Source organism: Rhizobium sp. LjRoot98 (assembly GCF_964252935.1).
Classification (GTDB): domain Bacteria; phylum Pseudomonadota; class Alphaproteobacteria; order Rhizobiales; family Rhizobiaceae; genus Pararhizobium.
In genome coordinates, this window is record NZ_CAXUPW020000004.1 from 210,710 (window position 1) to 227,240 (window position 16,531).

At 59.6% G+C, this 16,531-nt stretch carries 17 protein-coding genes; 7 read left to right on the plus strand and 10 right to left on the minus strand.

Going from position 1 to position 16,531, the window contains the following annotated elements:
• Positions 1-9 precede the first annotated feature (9 nt).
• The 5 genes from ACSQ3J_RS15360 (at position 10) to guaD (ending at position 5,189) form a co-directional block, all read left to right on the plus strand.
• Positions 10-1,023: an alpha/beta hydrolase family protein gene (locus tag ACSQ3J_RS15360; RefSeq protein ID WP_436039481.1), complete on the plus strand. Its 1,014-nt coding sequence runs from the start codon at positions 10-12 to the stop codon at positions 1,021-1,023.
• Positions 1,008-1,301 carry a putative quinol monooxygenase gene (locus ACSQ3J_RS15365; RefSeq protein WP_060505807.1) on the plus strand — a complete coding sequence of 98 codons (294 nt, stop codon included), beginning with the start codon at positions 1,008-1,010 and terminating at the stop codon, positions 1,299-1,301. Before ACSQ3J_RS15360 ends, ACSQ3J_RS15365 begins: the two co-directional genes overlap by 16 nt.
• Positions 1,302-1,651: 350 nt before the next feature.
• Positions 1,652-2,560, plus strand: a complete 909-nt coding sequence (locus tag ACSQ3J_RS15370; RefSeq protein WP_060505809.1) for a LysR substrate-binding domain-containing protein — start codon at positions 1,652-1,654, stop codon at positions 2,558-2,560.
• An 80-nt stretch (positions 2,561-2,640) separates the two neighbouring features.
• Positions 2,641-3,879, plus strand: a complete 1,239-nt coding sequence (puuD, locus tag ACSQ3J_RS15375; RefSeq protein WP_436039484.1) for a urate hydroxylase PuuD — start codon at positions 2,641-2,643, stop codon at positions 3,877-3,879.
• On the plus strand, positions 3,876-5,189 hold the full coding sequence (gene guaD / locus ACSQ3J_RS15380) for a guanine deaminase (protein ID WP_436039486.1): 1,314 nt from the start codon (positions 3,876-3,878) through the stop codon (positions 5,187-5,189). The genes puuD and guaD overlap by 4 nt, the downstream gene beginning before the upstream one ends.
• Here the strand turns inward: guaD and ACSQ3J_RS15385 are convergent.
• The 6 genes from ACSQ3J_RS15385 to ACSQ3J_RS15410 all read right to left on the minus strand — a co-directional run bounded on the left by ACSQ3J_RS15385 (position 5,186) and on the right by ACSQ3J_RS15410 (position 11,724).
• Entirely contained in the window at positions 5,186-5,404 is a 219-nt protein-coding gene (locus tag ACSQ3J_RS15385) for a DUF6500 family protein (protein ID WP_060505812.1), read from the minus strand. The genes guaD and ACSQ3J_RS15385 overlap by 4 nt on opposite strands.
• A gap of 75 nt (positions 5,405-5,479) precedes the next feature.
• Positions 5,480-7,411 (minus strand): beta-galactosidase, encoded by a 1,932-nt coding sequence (locus ACSQ3J_RS15390; protein ID WP_436039488.1) that lies wholly within the window; start codon positions 7,409-7,411, stop codon positions 5,480-5,482.
• Complete coding sequence (locus tag ACSQ3J_RS15395; RefSeq protein WP_436039490.1) at positions 7,411-8,508, minus strand: ABC transporter ATP-binding protein; 1,098 nt, start codon at positions 8,506-8,508, stop codon at positions 7,411-7,413. Before ACSQ3J_RS15395 ends, ACSQ3J_RS15390 begins: the two co-directional genes overlap by 1 nt.
• Before the next feature lie 51 nt (positions 8,509-8,559).
• The gene (locus ACSQ3J_RS15400) at positions 8,560-9,411 is read right to left on the minus strand and encodes a carbohydrate ABC transporter permease (RefSeq protein WP_060505815.1); all 852 of its coding nucleotides are present in this window, start codon (positions 9,409-9,411) and stop codon (positions 8,560-8,562) included.
• On the minus strand, positions 9,411-10,319 hold the full coding sequence (locus ACSQ3J_RS15405) for a carbohydrate ABC transporter permease (RefSeq protein WP_060505816.1): 909 nt from the start codon (positions 10,317-10,319) through the stop codon (positions 9,411-9,413). The genes ACSQ3J_RS15400 and ACSQ3J_RS15405 overlap by 1 nt, the downstream gene beginning before the upstream one ends.
• 178 nt (positions 10,320-10,497) lie before the next feature.
• Positions 10,498-11,724 carry an ABC transporter substrate-binding protein gene (locus ACSQ3J_RS15410; RefSeq protein ID WP_060505817.1) on the minus strand — a complete coding sequence of 409 codons (1,227 nt, stop codon included), beginning with the start codon at positions 11,722-11,724 and terminating at the stop codon, positions 10,498-10,500.
• A 159-nt stretch (positions 11,725-11,883) separates the two neighbouring features.
• Between ACSQ3J_RS15410 and ACSQ3J_RS15415 the strand changes: the two genes are divergently transcribed.
• Complete coding sequence (locus ACSQ3J_RS15415; RefSeq protein WP_060505818.1) at positions 11,884-12,849, plus strand: helix-turn-helix domain-containing protein; 966 nt, start codon at positions 11,884-11,886, stop codon at positions 12,847-12,849.
• A 110-nt stretch (positions 12,850-12,959) separates the two neighbouring features.
• Entirely contained in the window at positions 12,960-14,096 is a 1,137-nt protein-coding gene (locus tag ACSQ3J_RS15420; protein ID WP_060505819.1) for an alpha-hydroxy acid oxidase, read from the plus strand.
• A 2-nt stretch (positions 14,097-14,098) separates the two neighbouring features.
• Here ACSQ3J_RS15420 and uraH read toward each other — a convergent pair whose 3' ends face one another.
• From uraH to puuE, 4 genes are read right to left on the minus strand one after another with little or no spacing between them, the layout of a single operon-like run.
• Positions 14,099-14,461 carry a hydroxyisourate hydrolase gene (gene uraH, locus ACSQ3J_RS15425; RefSeq protein WP_112834491.1) on the minus strand — a complete coding sequence of 121 codons (363 nt, stop codon included), beginning with the start codon at positions 14,459-14,461 and terminating at the stop codon, positions 14,099-14,101.
• A gap of 14 nt (positions 14,462-14,475) precedes the next feature.
• Positions 14,476-14,973, minus strand: coding sequence for an ureidoglycolate lyase (locus ACSQ3J_RS15430; protein WP_436039597.1), 498 nt, complete (start codon positions 14,971-14,973; stop codon positions 14,476-14,478).
• A gap of 42 nt (positions 14,974-15,015) precedes the next feature.
• Positions 15,016-15,519, minus strand: a complete 504-nt coding sequence (gene uraD, locus ACSQ3J_RS15435; RefSeq protein ID WP_060505820.1) for a 2-oxo-4-hydroxy-4-carboxy-5-ureidoimidazoline decarboxylase — start codon at positions 15,517-15,519, stop codon at positions 15,016-15,018.
• On the minus strand, positions 15,519-16,448 hold the full coding sequence (gene puuE, locus ACSQ3J_RS15440) for an allantoinase PuuE (RefSeq protein WP_060505821.1): 930 nt from the start codon (positions 16,446-16,448) through the stop codon (positions 15,519-15,521). Before puuE ends, uraD begins: the two co-directional genes overlap by 1 nt.
• Between the last annotated feature and the right edge of the window lie 83 nt (positions 16,449-16,531).

Below are 16,531 nucleotides of genomic sequence, written 5' to 3' on the forward strand. Positions count from 1 at the left end.
AGAACGATCATGCTGGAGATGGACGGCTGGCCCGTCGGGATTGTCTGCGCGGACGGCGTTCGGCTTGGTGGCCATATCTGGGTAAGCAAGGCTGCTAATCATTGCGGCACCGTCATCATCAACCCGGCAACCGGCGTGCTCGCACGCTATTACCACCCCTATGCGCGGTTTCTGGCCGGTCACGGTTTCACGGTGCTGACCTATGATTATCGCGGCATTGGCCAGTCGCGGCCCGCCACGCTGCGCGGCTGTACCTATCGCTGGGCGGATTGGGGTGAACTGGATTTCGCTGCAGCCCTCGCCTTTCTGGACACCCATATACCGTATGGCCCCAGGCTCGTGGTCGGTCACAGCATCGGCGGGTTCCTGCCCGGCTTTGCGGAAAACGCGCCGCTGGTCGACCGCATGCTCACTGTCGGCGCCCAATATGCCTATTGGCGCGACTATGCCGGAGATCAACGCCTGCGCCTGTTTTTAAAATGGCATCTCGCCATGCCGCTCCTGACGGCGATATGCGGATATTTCCCCGGCAGGATGCTCGGCTGGCTGGAAGACCTTCCGGCAGGGGTGGCGAGAGACTGGAGTTTTCGCCGCGCCCGCATGGAACTTACCCATCGGCGCGAAGACCGGCCGGATATTTTGAGGCGGTTCTCTGCCGTCACCGCCAACATTCTGGCGATCGGAGTGACGGATGATGACATCGGCACCTCGAATGCCATTCGCCGGGCGCTCAAATATTATGAAAATGCCAGTCCTGCCGAAGCCGCCTTGTCACCGACAGATCTTGGCTTCGACCGCATCGGCCATTTCAGCCTCTTTCACAAACGACACGCCGCCGGTTTCTGGCTGGATAGCCTGCTCTGGCTGCGCGACGGTATCAATCCCTGGCCGAACAAGCCGTTGAAGAGGGCGTCCCCTGCAAACAAAGACACGCCGTTCCAGAGCCAATGCTACATTCACGGCAAAGGCATGATGCGACGCTCCCTCCAATCCATCGAAGGAAAACCATGCCCTACGTTCTGATCATCCATGAGGTCGCCGATTACCCCGCCTGGAAGGCAATTTTCGACGCCGCTGCCGGCATCCGCCGCGAGGCCGGTGAGATCGCCTATCAAGTGCTGAAATACGATACCGACCCCAACCGGATCGTCCATTATGCGTTATGGAGTTCACTCGATGCGGCGAGAGCATTTTTCGAGTCCGACCGGTTGGTCGAGATCCGCGCCAAGGCCGGGGTCGAGGCGCCGGAATTCATCTATCTCGAACAATTGGAACGCGGCGAACTGGGCGTACCACGCTGACATCACACCGCCGGACCTTCTGAATATGTCCGGCGGCAAACAGGGTCTATCGCGTCATATCCGAATCCTCACGCGGGTCGCGACCGTCCATGAATCCCAAGTCTCTCTTCATGTATTCGGACATCACTTCGAGATCGAGCCTCGGGTAGCGTGGTTGAAACCCGCAGAGCAGTCTTGCCAGCACGGAGCGCCATCCCTCGCTGCGCTTGCGCGACATTGGTTGATATCTTTCAATTGCTTGGCAATCCATGACGGCACCTGTTGTTTTCGTGAATGTGATTGCAGCATGCGCGCAAACATGCTCCAATTCCAATCGAACAACCGTCAGCATGCATTAAGAGAACTTATCCATGAAAATGTCGAAACAGTTTCCGCTCAATGCGCTTCGCGTGTTCGAAGCGGCGGCAAGGCTGGGCAGCTTCACCAAGGCAGGCGCTGAACTCGGCATGACGCAGACGGCGGTCAGCTATCAGATCAAGCTGATCGAGGAGAATGTCGGCGAGCCGCTGTTCCTGCGGCGGCCACGGCAGATTGTGCTGACCGATGTTGGCGAGCAACTCGCACCACGTGTTACCGAAGCTTTCGAGATGCTGCAGGAAGCGGTGCTATCGGCGCGCGGTGATGTCAACAGCGCCCTGTTGATCAACTCGACGCCAACCTTTGCCTCGCAATGGCTCGCCCGCAACATCGGCAGCTTTCAGCTCGCCCATCCGAACATCGCCGTACGGCTGACCACCACCGACAAGGTGATCGACCTCATCGCGGAATCCACCGACCTTGCCATCCGCGCAGGAACCGGCGTCTGGCCGGGCCTCGACAGCCATCCCCTGATGCCCATCGAGTTCACACCGATGCTGAGCCCGGCGCTTGCCGAAACGGTCGGCGGCATCCAGGAGCCGCGTGACCTTCTGAAACTGCGGATCATCGATGCTGGCGATCCGTGGTGGCGGCTGTGGTTTGCTGCAGCAGGTGTTGACGATCCGGATCTGGAGGGACGGCCGACCAGCCGGCTTGGAGCCCAGAGTTTCGAAGCGCGCGCGGCGATCGCCGGCCAGGGTGTTGCCATCCTGACGCCGGATTTCTACCCGGACGACATCGCGCTCGGCAGGCTCTACCAGCCGTTCGAACTGGTCGGCAACGATGGCCACAACTACTGGGTCGTCTATCCGCATGCACGACGCAACACGCCGAAAATCCGCATGTTTCGCGACTGGATTCTCGGCGAACTCAACCCGCAAGCCAACAGCTTCACCAAATAGCGTCTGACGACCGCATCGCCCTCTTCCCCCGCCGGGCATTTTTGCGCAAGGTGCGCAGAGGAAGCATAAAGGGAACATCAATGTATGAATTTGCCATCGCCTGGGAATGGCTAGCTTTTGCCGTTCGCTGGCTGCATGTGATCACGGCAATCGCCTGGATCGGCTCGTCCTTCTACTTCATCGCGCTTGATCTCGGCCTGGTGAAGCGTGACCATCTGCCCGTTGGTGCTTATGGCGAGGAGTGGCAGGTGCATGGCGGTGGCTTCTATCATATCCAGAAATACCTGGTCGCGCCCGCCACCATGCCGGAGCACTTGACCTGGTTCAAATGGGAAAGCTATGCCACCTGGCTCTCCGGCTTCGCCATGCTCTGTCTGGTCTATTATGGCGGCGCCGATCTCTTCCTGATCGACCGCCATGTGCTGGATATCTCCGCGACCACGGCTATTGCGATCTCGATCGGTTCGCTCGCGATCGGCTGGATTTTCTACGATCTCCTGTGCAAATCGCCGCTCGGCAAGAACACCTGGACGCTGATGGGCATCCTCTATGTGGCGCTCGTCATCATGGCATGGGGATACACGCAGGTGTTCACCGGCCGCGCCGCTTTCCTGCATCTCGGCGCTTTCACCGCGACGATCATGTCGGCCAACGTCTTTTTCATCATCATGCCGAACCAGCGCGTCGTCGTCGCCGACCTGATTGCAGGCCGCACGCCGGATCCGAAATATGGCGTGATCGCCAAGCAGCGCTCGCTGCACAACAACTACCTCACCCTGCCCGTCATCTTCTTCATGCTGTCCAACCACTATCCGCTGGCCTTTGCCACCGCCTATAATTGGGTAATCGCGGCTCTGGTCTTCCTGATGGGCGTCACCATCCGGCACTGGTTCAATACCACCCATGCCAGAAAGGGACGTCCGACCTGGACATGGATCGTTACTCTGATCATCTTCATCGTCATCATGTGGCTCTCGACAGTGCCAAAAGTGCTGACCGGCGAAGAGAAGGCCGAAGTCTCGCCCGCCTTCCAGCAATTCGCCGCCAATGCGCATTTCTCGGCCGTCAAAGACGCCATTTCGACGCGCTGTTCCATGTGCCACTCGGCCGAACCCGTCTATGAAGGCATCAATCGGGCACCAAAGGGTGTTATGCTCGAAAACGACGCGGAAATTGCTGCTCATGCCCGCGAAATCTATATCCAGGCGGGACGCAGCCATGCGATGCCGCCCGGCAATATCACCGACATGACCAATGACGAACGCAAGCTTGTGGCCGCATGGTTTGAAAGCTCCGTTTCGGAAGGCAAGACAGAATGACCGCTACCCTCATCCGTGGACGCACCCTGAGTTTCAACCGTGCTCCCTCGAGCCTCGATGACAGCGGTGCCTATACTTATGAGGCCGATGGCGCTTTGCTGGTCGAAAACGGTGTGATCCTTGCCTGCGGCAGCTATGATTCCGTCAAGGTGCAGGCGCCCGGAGATGCCGCCGAAGTTGACCATCGACCGCATCTGATCCTTCCAGGCTTCATCGATACCCACCTACATTTCCCACAGATGCAGGTGATCGGCTCCTATGCGGCCAACCTTCTGGAATGGCTGAACACCTATACGTTTCCCGAGGAATGCCGCTTCGTCGAGACGGCGCACGCTCAGCGTATTGCCGGAAAATTCTTTGATGAAATGGTCCGCCACGGCACGACGACCGCCGCTGCCTACTGCTCCGTGCACAAGGCTTCCGCCGATGCTTTCTTCGCCGAAGCGCTGAACCGTAACATGCGCATGATCGCGGGCAAGGTGATGATGGACCGCAACGCCCCGCAAGGTCTGCTCGACACGCCGGAAATGGGCTACGACGAAACTCGCGCCGTGATCGAACAATGGCACGGCAAGGGCCGCAACCACGTCGCCATTACCCCGCGTTTCGCCATCACCTCGACACCGGAACAGATGTCGGCCGCGGCAGCCCTAGTGCGCGAATTCCCGGACCTCCACGTCCAGACGCATCTCTCGGAGAACCGCGACGAGATCGATTTCACCTGTGCGCTCTATCCGGAGGCCATCGACTATACCGACGTCTATGCCCGCTACGGCCTGCTGGGGCCGAAAACCCTGTTCGGTCACGCCATCCATCTGTCCGAGCGCGAAATGGACGCGATGAGCGAGACCGGCTCGATTGCGGTTCATTGCCCGACCTCGAACCTCTTCCTCGGCTCCGGCCTGTTTCCGCTGCGGCGGCTGATGACCAGAGAGAAGCCGGTGCGCGTCTCCTTTGCCACCGATATCGGCGGCGGCACCAGCTATTCGATGCTGCGCACCATGGATGAAGCCTACAAGATCCAGCAATTGCAGGGCGAGCGGCTAAACCCGCTGGAAAGCGCCTATTTCATGACGCTCGGCAACGCGCAGGCGCTGTCGCTGGAGGACAGGATCGGAACGCTGGAGCCTGGAACAGACGCCGACTTCATCGTGCTGAACATGGCCGGAACTCCTGCCATGGCGCTGAAAGCAGAGATGGTGGCCTCGCTCGCCGATGAATTGTTCCTGTTGCAGACCATGGGTGATGACCGGGCAATCGTCGAGACCTATGTGGCGGGCCTTGCGGCAAAGGCGGATTTGGCCGCCTAGGCCATCTCCTCCACCATCGCCTTGATCTTCACCGCCTTTTCGAAGTGATCGAGCCTGTGCGTCCGGATCCACCATTCGGCCGCTTCCATCAGCAGCTCCGGATCATCATTGCGGTTTGCAAAGAACGCGTAGAAGGACAGCCCGACACCGGGTCCTTTTTCCGCGATCTTGCGATCGCAGACCTCGATGATTTTCTGTCTCAGGCTGGCTCTCATTCAAAAAATCCAATGCGAAAAACGATCTCCTTTTGTGGAGGAGATCGTTTTTTACGCAAGGGCAAAACGCCAGTTTTATTTCCGCCAGGCCGCTACCGTCTGCGGCTTCACGTCGATGTCGCCGAGAATGACGGTACCCGTGGCCGGGCTTGCCCAGGATTCGGTGCCGTAATTGAATGCAAACGTCATGCCGCCACGCTTGCGCAGACGGATGTGGTCGGGCAGCGCCACCGTTTCGAGGCCAGCTTTTGCCGCCAGTTGGGTGAGCGTCTGTTGTAGCAGAGACTGATCAGGCCAGCAGGCAAGATAGTGGTGCCGGCCCTTCACCGACAATGCCGGATCGCCGTTGGTGAAATGCGCAAGAACCTCGCCGTCGGTCTCGATATATTCCCGCCAGCGGATGGCAGCGCCCGAGACGGCCCCGGAGACGGCATCCTCAAGACCGGGACGCAGCGACGAGACCTGCGTAACGCGAATACCCGTCAGCGCGGCAAGCGGACCCGGCGGCAGATTGTCGGGGATGGAAAACTGGCGCGTGCGCGAGCCGGAGCGTGGACCGTAGAGAACGATGCCCTCCGCCGCGGCAAATGCCTGAAATGCTGCCTCCGAGACAATCATCAGCGATGGCACGAGGACCAGCTTGTAGCCGTCGAGCGCCGCACCCGGGGGAACGAAATCGACGTTGAGCCCGAGCTTGCGCACGGCCTCATACCAGCGGAAAGCAAGGTCGTGATACTGGAAGTCCCTGCCCTGCGGCTGAATGACGGCGCTCCAGTAGGTTTCGTAATCATAGACGATCGCGACCGGCGCTTGTTCCGTTGTCGGCAGTTCGCCCATCTCGATGATCTCGCGGCCGGTGACCTCCGCCTCGCGGCCGCCGGCCGACAGTTCGTCCGATCCCGGCAGATTGAGGCCCGCGTGCATCTGTTCCTGCGCAAACGGCGCCTGCCGCCAGCGGAAGTAGCTGACGACTTCGGCACCATGCGCCAACGCCTCCCAGGTCCAGAGCCGCACCATGCCCGGCTTCGGCACCGGGTTCCACGGCGCCCAGTTTACCGGACCCGGCTGCTGCTCCATCACCCAGAAACGGCCACGGCCGACGCCGCGATAAAGGTCGTGATGAAATGGTGCGATGTCGGGATGCGACGTCTCCGCCCAGCGGTTCTTTTCGTCCTGGCTGAACGGAAATTTTTCGACAAAGCCGATCGGATAACTATCCCAGGAGGCTATATCGAGGTTCTCGCCGACCTTCCAATGGTCGAAATCATTGACGAAGCCCATGAAGTTATGGGTGATCCAACGGCCCGGAGAATGCTTGCGGATGATCTCGCACTGCATCGTGTCATAGGCTGCCACCTGCCCCGACTGGAAACGCCAGAAATCGAGCCGCGCCGCCGGATTGGTCTCGGTGACCGTCAGGTTCGGCAGCACGACATCGTCGAAACTGTTGACCTCCATCGACCAGAAGACATTGCCCCAGGCTTCGTTGAGCTGGTCGGTCGACTGGTAACGCAGCCTCAGCCAGCGGCGAAATGCCTTCAGGTCTTCCTGCCCCCAGGATTGCGTCGTGTCGTGGCAGCCGTACTCGTTGTCGGTCTGCCAGCCATCGAGTGCCGGATGCTCGCCGTAGCGTTTGGCGATGATCTCGACGATGCGGGCGCTCTCGCGCCACCAGACTTCCGAGGAAAATGTATAATGCCGGCGCGAACCGAAGCCGCGGACATGACCCTGCTGGTCAACCGGGGCGATCTCCGGATATTCGTCCATCAGCCATTTCGGCGGAGTCGCCGTCGGCGTGCCGAGCACGACTTTCAGACCGGCGGCACCCAGCGTATCCATGGCCCGGTCGAGCCAGTCAAAATCGAACGTGCCGCGCTTTGGCTCCAGCCGCGACCACGCGAATTCGCCAATGCGAACGAAAGAGATACCAAGCTCGCGCATGCGGCGGGCATCCTTTGCCCACCATGCCTCTGGCCAATGTTCCGGATAATAGCAAACGCCCAGCATTACTTCGTCAGATCCCCATTGATGATGGCGACGCCCTCGGCGTCGAAGAGGTGGCAGGCTTTCGGCGGAATGCCGATGCGGAAATCCGTGCCCGGTTTGGCCGTGGCCAGCCCATCGGCCTTGACGGCGATATCGCTGCCATCGGCAAGGCTGACATAGAACATCGTCTCGGAGCCGAGATATTCGGCGAGCCTGAGCTTGGCTGACAGGATGGCGCCGTCCCTGGCATCAGCATCGATATGTTCGGGACGAATACCGAGCGTCACCGGCTGGCCTTCGCTCACCTTTGCATTACCGGCAGGCAACAGAATATCGATGGCACCCGGCAACGTCACCCGGATCTGGTCGCCTGCAGGCGCGGCTGTGGCCCGCAAAAAATTCATCTTCGGCGAGCCGATGAAGCCGGCAACAAAGAGATTCTTCGGTCTATGATACAGTTCGAGCGGCGAGCCGATCTGCTCGATCGATCCGGCACTCAAGACGACGATCTTGTCGGCCATGGTCATGGCCTCCACCTGATCGTGGGTGACGTAGATCATCGTCGCCTTCAGGTCCTGATGCAGCGTGCTGATCTCGGTGCGCATCTGCACGCGCAGTGCCGCGTCGAGGTTCGACAGCGGCTCGTCGAACAGGAAGACTTCCGGGTTGCGGACGATGGCGCGGCCAATGGCGACGCGCTGGCGCTGGCCGCCGGAAAGCTGCGAGGGCTTGCGGGTCAAAAGCGGTTCGAGCTGCAGCATCTTTGCCGCATGCTTGGTGCGTTTTTCGATTTCGCCCTTGTCGTGACCGGTCATGCGTAGGCCGAAACCGATATTGTCGGCAACAGTCATGTGCGGATAGAGCGCATAGGACTGGAAGACCATGGCAACGCCGCGCTCGGACGGGCCGACATGGGTCATGTCCTTGCCGCCGATCTTCAGGTCACCGGCGGAGATGTCTTCCAACCCGGCAATCATACGCAGCAGCGTGGACTTGCCGCAGCCGGACGGGCCGACGAAGACGCAGAACTCGCCATCGGCGATGGTGAGATCCACGCCCTTGATGACGCTGACGGCGCCGAACTGTTTCTTGACATTGTGGAGTGTGACATCAGCCATTGGCCTTGCCTCCCGAAGTACGTTGAAATGTGGAAAAGCAGGACATGGCGATCATCCCTTGGTCGCTCCGAGCGTCAGCCCGGCGATGAAGTGTTTCTGCATCAGGAAGAACATCAGCACCGGCGGCATGGCGGCGACGATCGAGCCGGCCGAGACCAGATGCCAGGCGGCGATCCATTGGCCGTTCAGCGAATAGAGCCCGGCCGTCACCGGCATGGCGTGCTGGCCCTGCACCAGGACCGTCGCCCAGAAATAGTCGTTCCAGATGAAAGTGAACACCAGCACCGAAAGGGCTGCGATGGCCGGTCGCATCAAGGGCAGGACGATATAGCGGAAGATCCGCCACTCGCTGACACCTTCGACACGGGCGGATTCGATCAGCGCGAATGGCAGCGACTTGATGAAGTTGCGCATGAACAGCGTGCAAAAACCGGTCTGGAAGGCGATGTGGAAGAGCACGAGACCGGAAATGCTGTCGTAGAGCCCCGCCTTCAGCGTCATGTCGCGCACCGGCACCATGAGAATCTGAAATGGAATGAAGTTGCCCGCGACGAACAGGAAGAACAGGATCAGGTTGGCGCGGAACTTGTAGACCGCCAAAGCGAACCCAGAGAGGCAGGCAAGCCCGACCGCGCCGATCACCGTCGGGATCGTCACCTTGAAGGAATTGAGGATGTACCAGCCGATCGGCGAATCCCGGAAGACGGCGGTGTAGTTCTCGATACCGGCAAAGCGCGAGGGTATGCCGAAATAGTTGCCGGCGGCGAGATCGCCGGACGGACGAATCGAGGTGATGGCGACGCCGATCAGCGGCAAGAGCCAGACGATCAGCGCGACCGGCAGGATGATCGTATAGGCGTGGCGCACCCAGGGGGAAGCCTTCTGGACAGGCGTTGGAAACATCAGGCGTTCCTTTCCTGCATCAGCATGCGCACGATAAACATCGTGATGAAGACCATCATGATCATGAACAGAACGACCGCGATCGCCGCGCCGTAACCCATGCGGTAGCCGTATTCGGACAGCGCCTGCTCATACATGTAAAAGGACAACACGCGGCTCGATCCATAGGGGCCGCCATCGGTCATGATCGACACCAGGTCGAAGGAGCGCAGCGCCCCAATGACAGTGACGACGATGGCGATGAAGGTGGCGGGACCAAGTTGCGGCAGGACGATGTTCCAGAGCAGCGACCAGCCCTTGGCGCCGTCCATGCGGGCGGCTTCCACCTGCTCGGGATTGATGTTGTTGAGGCCCGTCAAATAGAGGATCATGCAATAGGCGATCTGTGGCCAGAGGCCAGCGGCGATGATGCCGAGCGTCACGTAACGCTCGTCGGCAAGGATGGCGATGCTTTCGCCGGTCACCGTCTTGATCAGCGCCGAAAGCAGTCCGAAATCCGGGGCATAGAACCAGGTGAAGATCAGGCCGACGACCACCTGGCTGATGACGAACGGAAAGAAGAACAGCGACTTATAGAGCCGGATGCCGGTGACCGTCTGGTTGAGAAACAACGCCACGGCAAGACCGGCCGGAACCGCCAGCAGATAAAGCACCAGCCAGAGGATGTTGTTCTTCAGCGAGGTGTAGAACGCCTCGTCATCGAGAAGCTCGACATAATTGGCAACGCCGATCCAGGTCTTTGCCCCAAGGCCATCCCAGTCGTAGAAACTGATCCAGATGGATTCAAAGATCGGGATGATCACATAGATCGAAAACATGATCATGCCGGGCGCCAGAAACAGCCAGGGCGCGAGGCGCTGCTGGTTGCGTTTCCAGTAACTCGTTGTCGCGGGAACGGTGCTGCTCATCGCGGCCCCTTTTGTTAAAAAAATTTGAGATTAATGAAGGCGCGGCATGCTCGGAGTACTCCCTCACCCTTGTGGGGAGGGGTGGGGCGGGGTTTTCTTCTGTTTAAGAAAAAGAACCCCTCCCCTTCGCTTCGCTCCGACCCTCCCCACAAGGGGGAGGGTTATTCCGAGACCGCCGCTACTTGTAAATCCGCCCGCGTGCCTTTTCGAGGCGTGCAAGGATCGCATCGACACTGTCAGGCTTGACCATGAACTGCTGGAAACCTTCCATACCGGCCTTGGCCATTTCAGCCGGTGCATCACGATCGTAGAACTGGGCCAAGGCGTAGGCGTTGGCCAGCATCTCGAAGCCTGCCTTGAGGAACGGATCGTTCGACTTGGCCGACTGGTTGTTGACCGGAAGCTGGCCGAGAACCTCGTTCATCTTGGTCTGAGCCTCCGGCGTTGCCAGATAGGCGAGGAACTTGCGGGCATCTTCCTTGTTCTTCGCACCCGACGGGATGTGGAAGGATTCGGTCGGTGCATCCTCGGCCATCGGGATGCCGGCGGTGATTTCCGGGAACTGCAGGAAGCCGATCTGGTCTTCCTTCAGCCCGCCATCGACCATCGCAGCAACGGCGAAATTGCCCATCAGATACATCGGCGCCTTGCCCTGGACGAATTGCGGGATGGCATCCTGCCAGTCGATCGCGGCGTGGTTTTCAATGAAATAGCCGGGCTTGACCAGTTCGCCCCACTTTTCGAACACGGCCTTCACCTTCGGATCGGTGTAGGGAACCTTGCCCGCCGTCAGGTCCATGTGGAATTCGTAGCCATTGACGCGCAGGTCGAGATAGTCGAACCAGCCGCCCGTCGGCCAAAGGGCCTTGGTGCCGATTGCAAACGGCGTCATGCCGGCTGCCTTGATCTTTTCGCAAGCGGCTATCAGTTCGGCCCAGGTCTTTGGCGGAGTGATACCCTGCTCGGCGAAGATGTCTTTGCGGTAGTAGATGCCCCACTGATAGTAGGAATAGGGAATGCCCCATTTCTTGCCGTCGATTTCCATTGACTTCACAGCCGATTTCAGCTGGTCGTCCAGCTTGTTTTCGGTCCACAGATCAGTGACATCCTCGAACAGGCCGGCCTTGACGAAGGGGGCCATGCGGTTGCCGGAATACCAGGACACCACGTCGGGCGCGTCCGCCGTCAGGAAGTTGCGGATCGCCGACTTGTAGCCTTCATGGTCGAAATTGTTCCACTTGACCGTGACGTCCGGATGGGCAGCCTTGAACCCTTCGATCAAGGTTTCCATTGCCTTTTTCGGCGCCGGATCGGTCTGGTCGGAATTGACGACGAGTTCGCCTGCGAACGCGGTCGAGACGGTCAGTGCATAGCCGAGCGCGAGCGCGGCTTTAAAAGAATTCATGATATCCTCCCAAGGATCAGCGTGTGGTGCCGTTGCGTCCCGCAGGTCGTCTTGTTCCTCTCTCCCGCATGAACGCCTTGACCTTGCGGCCGAAACCCGCAATCTACTTCCGACATTTCGGCATAGACTTCCGGTTTCCTAACATCAGCAGGATATGAAATGACCCGCCGTCCGAAACTCGTGAACAGGCTCGGAGCGACACCGGTTCATCCGGAACGCGATCCGGCCCATCCGCTGGTGGTGTTTGGCGATCACCGTTTCTGCGCCGGCGACAACATCAATGTGCGGCGCATGGCAGGCCCGCACATGCACAGTCAGATCGAGCTCAATTTCGTGCTGGAAGGCGAGATGACCTACTGGTTCGACGGGCGCGAGCTCAGCGTTTCGGAAGGACGGCTCTGCCTGTTCTGGGGGATGATCCCGCATCAGGTGACGGATATCAAAGACCCGACGCGGTTCATCTGCCTCTATGTGCCGATGTCGGTCTTTCTGGCGCTTCCAAGCCTCAGCCGTTTTCGCGATGCCGTCTTTCGCGGCGCAATGATCGAAGCGCTCGATATCAGGCCCTATGACCGCGACGTCTTCATGCGCTGGCGCGAGGAACTGCTCTCCGGTGACGCGGAGTTGGAGCAGATCGTACGCGAGGAACTCGGCGCGCGCGTGCGCCGTCTCGACCGCGAGGGCTGGCGCGATCTGCGCGAACAGGGCTCGGCCATCGCCTCGTTCGAACATCACGACGCCGACCGGATGTTCCATGTCGAGCGGATGATGCGCTTCATTACCGAACATGCGCTGGAAAACATATCGGCCGAGGATGTCGGAAGGGATGTCGGCCTTCACCCAAATTATGCAATGGGCATCTTCAAGCGCACCGTTGGCGTGACCATCAATCAATCGATCGTCCGCCACCGCCTCGACACGGCGCAATCGCTGCTGATTTCCACCGACCTGCCGATCACCTCGATTGCCTTCGAGGCGGGTTTCGGCTCCCTCTCCCGTTTCTACGAAGCCTTCCATGACCGGTTCGGCACCAAGCCCGGCACATTTCGGCGCCGGCTTGCCAAGCCGCCCAAGGCGCGTGAGGTACATGCGACGGTGAACGGGCAAATTGCTGGCGGCGATTGAGCATCGAGAAAGAGGTAAAATATTTTTACCTCTTCTCGATTCGGCTCTTAACAAGCATTCGCGAAACATGGTATGGCCGGGCAACATCTGTTGAGCTGGAAACCCGCGCCATGGCCAAAATCCTCGAAATCAGTGACCTCAAGGCACTCGCCAAGCGCCGCGTGCCAAAAATGTTCTTTGACTATGCCGACAGCGGCGCATGGACCGAAGGCACGTACCGGGCCAACGAAGAGGATTTCCGCAAGATGAAGCTGCGCCAGCGCGTGCTGGTCGATATGACCAACCGCTCGCTCGAAAGCACGATGATCGGCCAGAAGGTCTCGATGCCGGTGGCCCTGTCTCCGACCGGCCTGACCGGCATGCAGCACGCCGATGGCGAAATGCTGGCGGCGAAGGCGGCCGAGGAATTTGGCGTTCCCTTCACGCTCTCCACGATGAGCATCTGCTCGATCGAGGACGTTGCCTCGGTGACGACAAAGCCTTTCTGGTTTCAGCTCTACGTCATGCGCGACCGGGAATTCGTCAAGAACCTGATCGACCGCGCCAAGGCCGCCAAATGCTCGGCACTGGTCCTGACGCTCGACCTGCAGATTCTCGGCCAGCGTCACAAGGACCTGCGCAACGGCCTGTCAGCCCCGCCGAAATTCACCCCAAAACATATCTGGCAGATGGCGACCCGGCCGCTATGGTGCATGCAGATGCTGGGGACCAAGCGCCGCAGCTTCGGCAACATCGTCGGCCACGCCAAGAACGTCTCCGATCTCTCCTCCCTCTCTTCCTGGACCGCCGAACAGTTCGATCCGCAGCTGTCCTGGGAAAATGTCGAGGAAATCAAGAAAATGTGGGGCGGCCCGCTGATCCTGAAGGGCATTCTCGATGTCGAGGACGCCAAGATGGCGGCGCGCACCGGCGCTGACGCGATCATCGTTTCCAATCACGGCGGCCGCCAGTTGGATGGCGCACCGTCATCGATCAGCATGCTGCCGAAAATCGTCGATGCCGTCGGCCACCAGATCGAGGTCCATGTCGATGGCGGCATCCGTTCCGGCCAGGATGTACTGAAGGCTATCGCCTTGGGCGCAAAGGGCACCTATATCGGCCGCCCGTTCCTCTATGGCCTCGGCGCCGGCGGCAAGGCCGGTGTCACCACCACGCTCGATATCATCCGCAAGGAACTCGACATCACCATGGCGCTCTGCGGCAAGCGTGATATCCGTGATATCAACCGGGACGTGATTGCCGAATAGGCTCAGCTACCCCGGTATGTCGAATAGCTGAACGGCGAAAGCAGCAGCGGCACATGGTAGTGGCTGGCCGCATCGGCAATGCCGAAGCGCAGCGGAATGAGATCGAGGAAGGCTGGCTCTGCCAAGACAGCACCAGTCCCACGCAGATAGTCACCCGCGTGGAACAGCAACTCATAAGTACCGGCCACAAAGGCGTCGCCCTCAAGCACCGGGCCATCGACCCGGCCGTCACTGTTGGTTTCGACAGTGCGCAGCAGACGGCGACCGTCACCCTCGATCAGGAAGAGGTCGATCTTCAAGCCTCTGGCCGGTTTACCGAGCGCGGTATCGAGGACATGGGTGGTCAGGCGGCCGGACATGCTCATGGGAACCTCGTGCGTCAGAAGGGATTGGCGATGACGAAGGGCTCGTCGTAGAAAACCTCTTCGAGATTGTTACCCGGACCATCACGATCGACAACCAGGAAATCGCTGACCGCGCCGACAGCCATCAGCGGATGATGCCAGACATTGCGGCCATAGTTGACGCCTTGCGCGCCGGTGGCCAGAAAGACCCGCGGTAATCCAGGCTTTCCACCATCATCCGGCGCCACGACCGCAAGCCACGAACCGCCACTGATCGGCGAGAAGCTTTGGGAGCCCAGCGGATGGCGCTCCATCATCGTCACACTGTAGGGAAAGCTGCGCGGCTGGCCGCGAAAGATATTGATGATGACGCGGGCATCGTCACCGGCCACATCGGCACGTCCAAGCGCATGAAACCGCTCGGTCGATCCACCGTTGATAAGCCGCATCGTTTCCGGATCAGCCTCAATAACAGTGCCAAAAGGCGCGAATGCCGCCTGGGTCAGCGGCTCGATCGTCAGAATATGTGGCATCAGATCGTCAATGCCGCCGTGAAATGGCATGGCGGGTTCGTCTTAGGCATTGTCTTCTCCCGGAAGCAGTGAACGCAAACGCAAAAGCGCGATCTTCTCGACCTGCGCAGATGCCGTTTCAAATTCCTCTTCCTGGCTATTGTCAATCCGCCTTTCGAAGGCAGACAGAATATCGTCCTTGTTCAGCCCCTTGACGGCGATGATGAAAGGAAAGCCGAATTTCTCCGTATAGGCGGTATTCAACCCGGTAAACCGCGCATGTTCGGAGGCACTAAGGCGATCAAGCCCTGCCCCAGCCTGCTCCGCCTTGGAATCCTCGGTCAGCCCACCGGCAATGGCGAGTTTACCAGCAAGATCCGGATGAGCGCGGAGAACCGCCAGCCGCTCGGCATGCGAGGCCGCACGGAACGGCGCAACCAGCGCCTCATGCACATCGTCAGACGTCAGCGAAATATCCGGTACCGTGTCGAAAGCACGCTCGGCGACCCAAGGAGAATGCTCGAATACGCCGCCAAACCGCGCGACAAACTCGTCCCGCGCCAGCATCACAGGCCACCTTCCGGCTTGTGATGCTCATGCCAGTGCCGGGCGATGTCGATGCGCTTCGGCGTCCAGACCTTTTCGTGGCTTAGAACGTAATCGACGAACCGGGCAAGCGCCGCGGCCCGACCTGGCCGGCCGACGAGACGGCAGTGCAGACCGACATTCATCATCTTCGGGCTGCCTTCCTTACCTTCCGCATAGAGCACGTCGAACGTGTCCTTCAGATAGGCAAAGAACTGGTCGCCGGAATTGAAGCCCTGCGGCGTCGCAAACCGCATGTCGTTAGCATCGAGCGTATACGGAATGATCAGATGCGGCTTGTCCTTGGTCAGGCCCGGCACCCAATAGGGTAGTTCGTCGGCATAGCTGTCAGAGGAATAGACGAAGCCGCCCTCTTCGATCACCAGCTTCAATGTATTGTCTGAAGGCTTGCCCTGATACATGCCAAGCGGGTGCGATCCCGTCAGTTCGGTGTGAAGGCGCACGGCCTCGCGGATATGCTTGCGTTCCTCGTCTTCGGAAAAATCCTTGTACTCCAGCCAGCGATAGCCGTGGCTGGCGATTTCCCAACCCGCTTCCTTCATGGCGGCAACCGCCTCCGGATTGCGCGCCATGGCCAGCGTCACGCCGTAAACGGTGACATCGACATTGCGGCTGGTAAACATCCGCCACAGCCGCCAGAAACCGGCACGCGCGCCATACTCGTAGATCGATTCCATATTGAGGTTGCGCTGGCCGGCCCAGGGCTGTGCGCCGACGATTTCCGACAGCAGCGATTCGGATGCCTTGTCGCTGTCAAGAATGCAGCTCTCGCCCCCCTCTTCATAGTTGACCACGAATTGCACGGCGATGCGCGCATCGCCCGGCCAGCGAACTTGCGGAGGATTGCGGCCATAGCCGACGAGATCGCGTGGATAGGATTGGTCTGTCATGAAATCACCCTTCGAATTTGCCGGAACGGTATCATCCGGGACCGGAAAATCGAAGTCAAAATGGTGACCGGTAACGCTCTGTC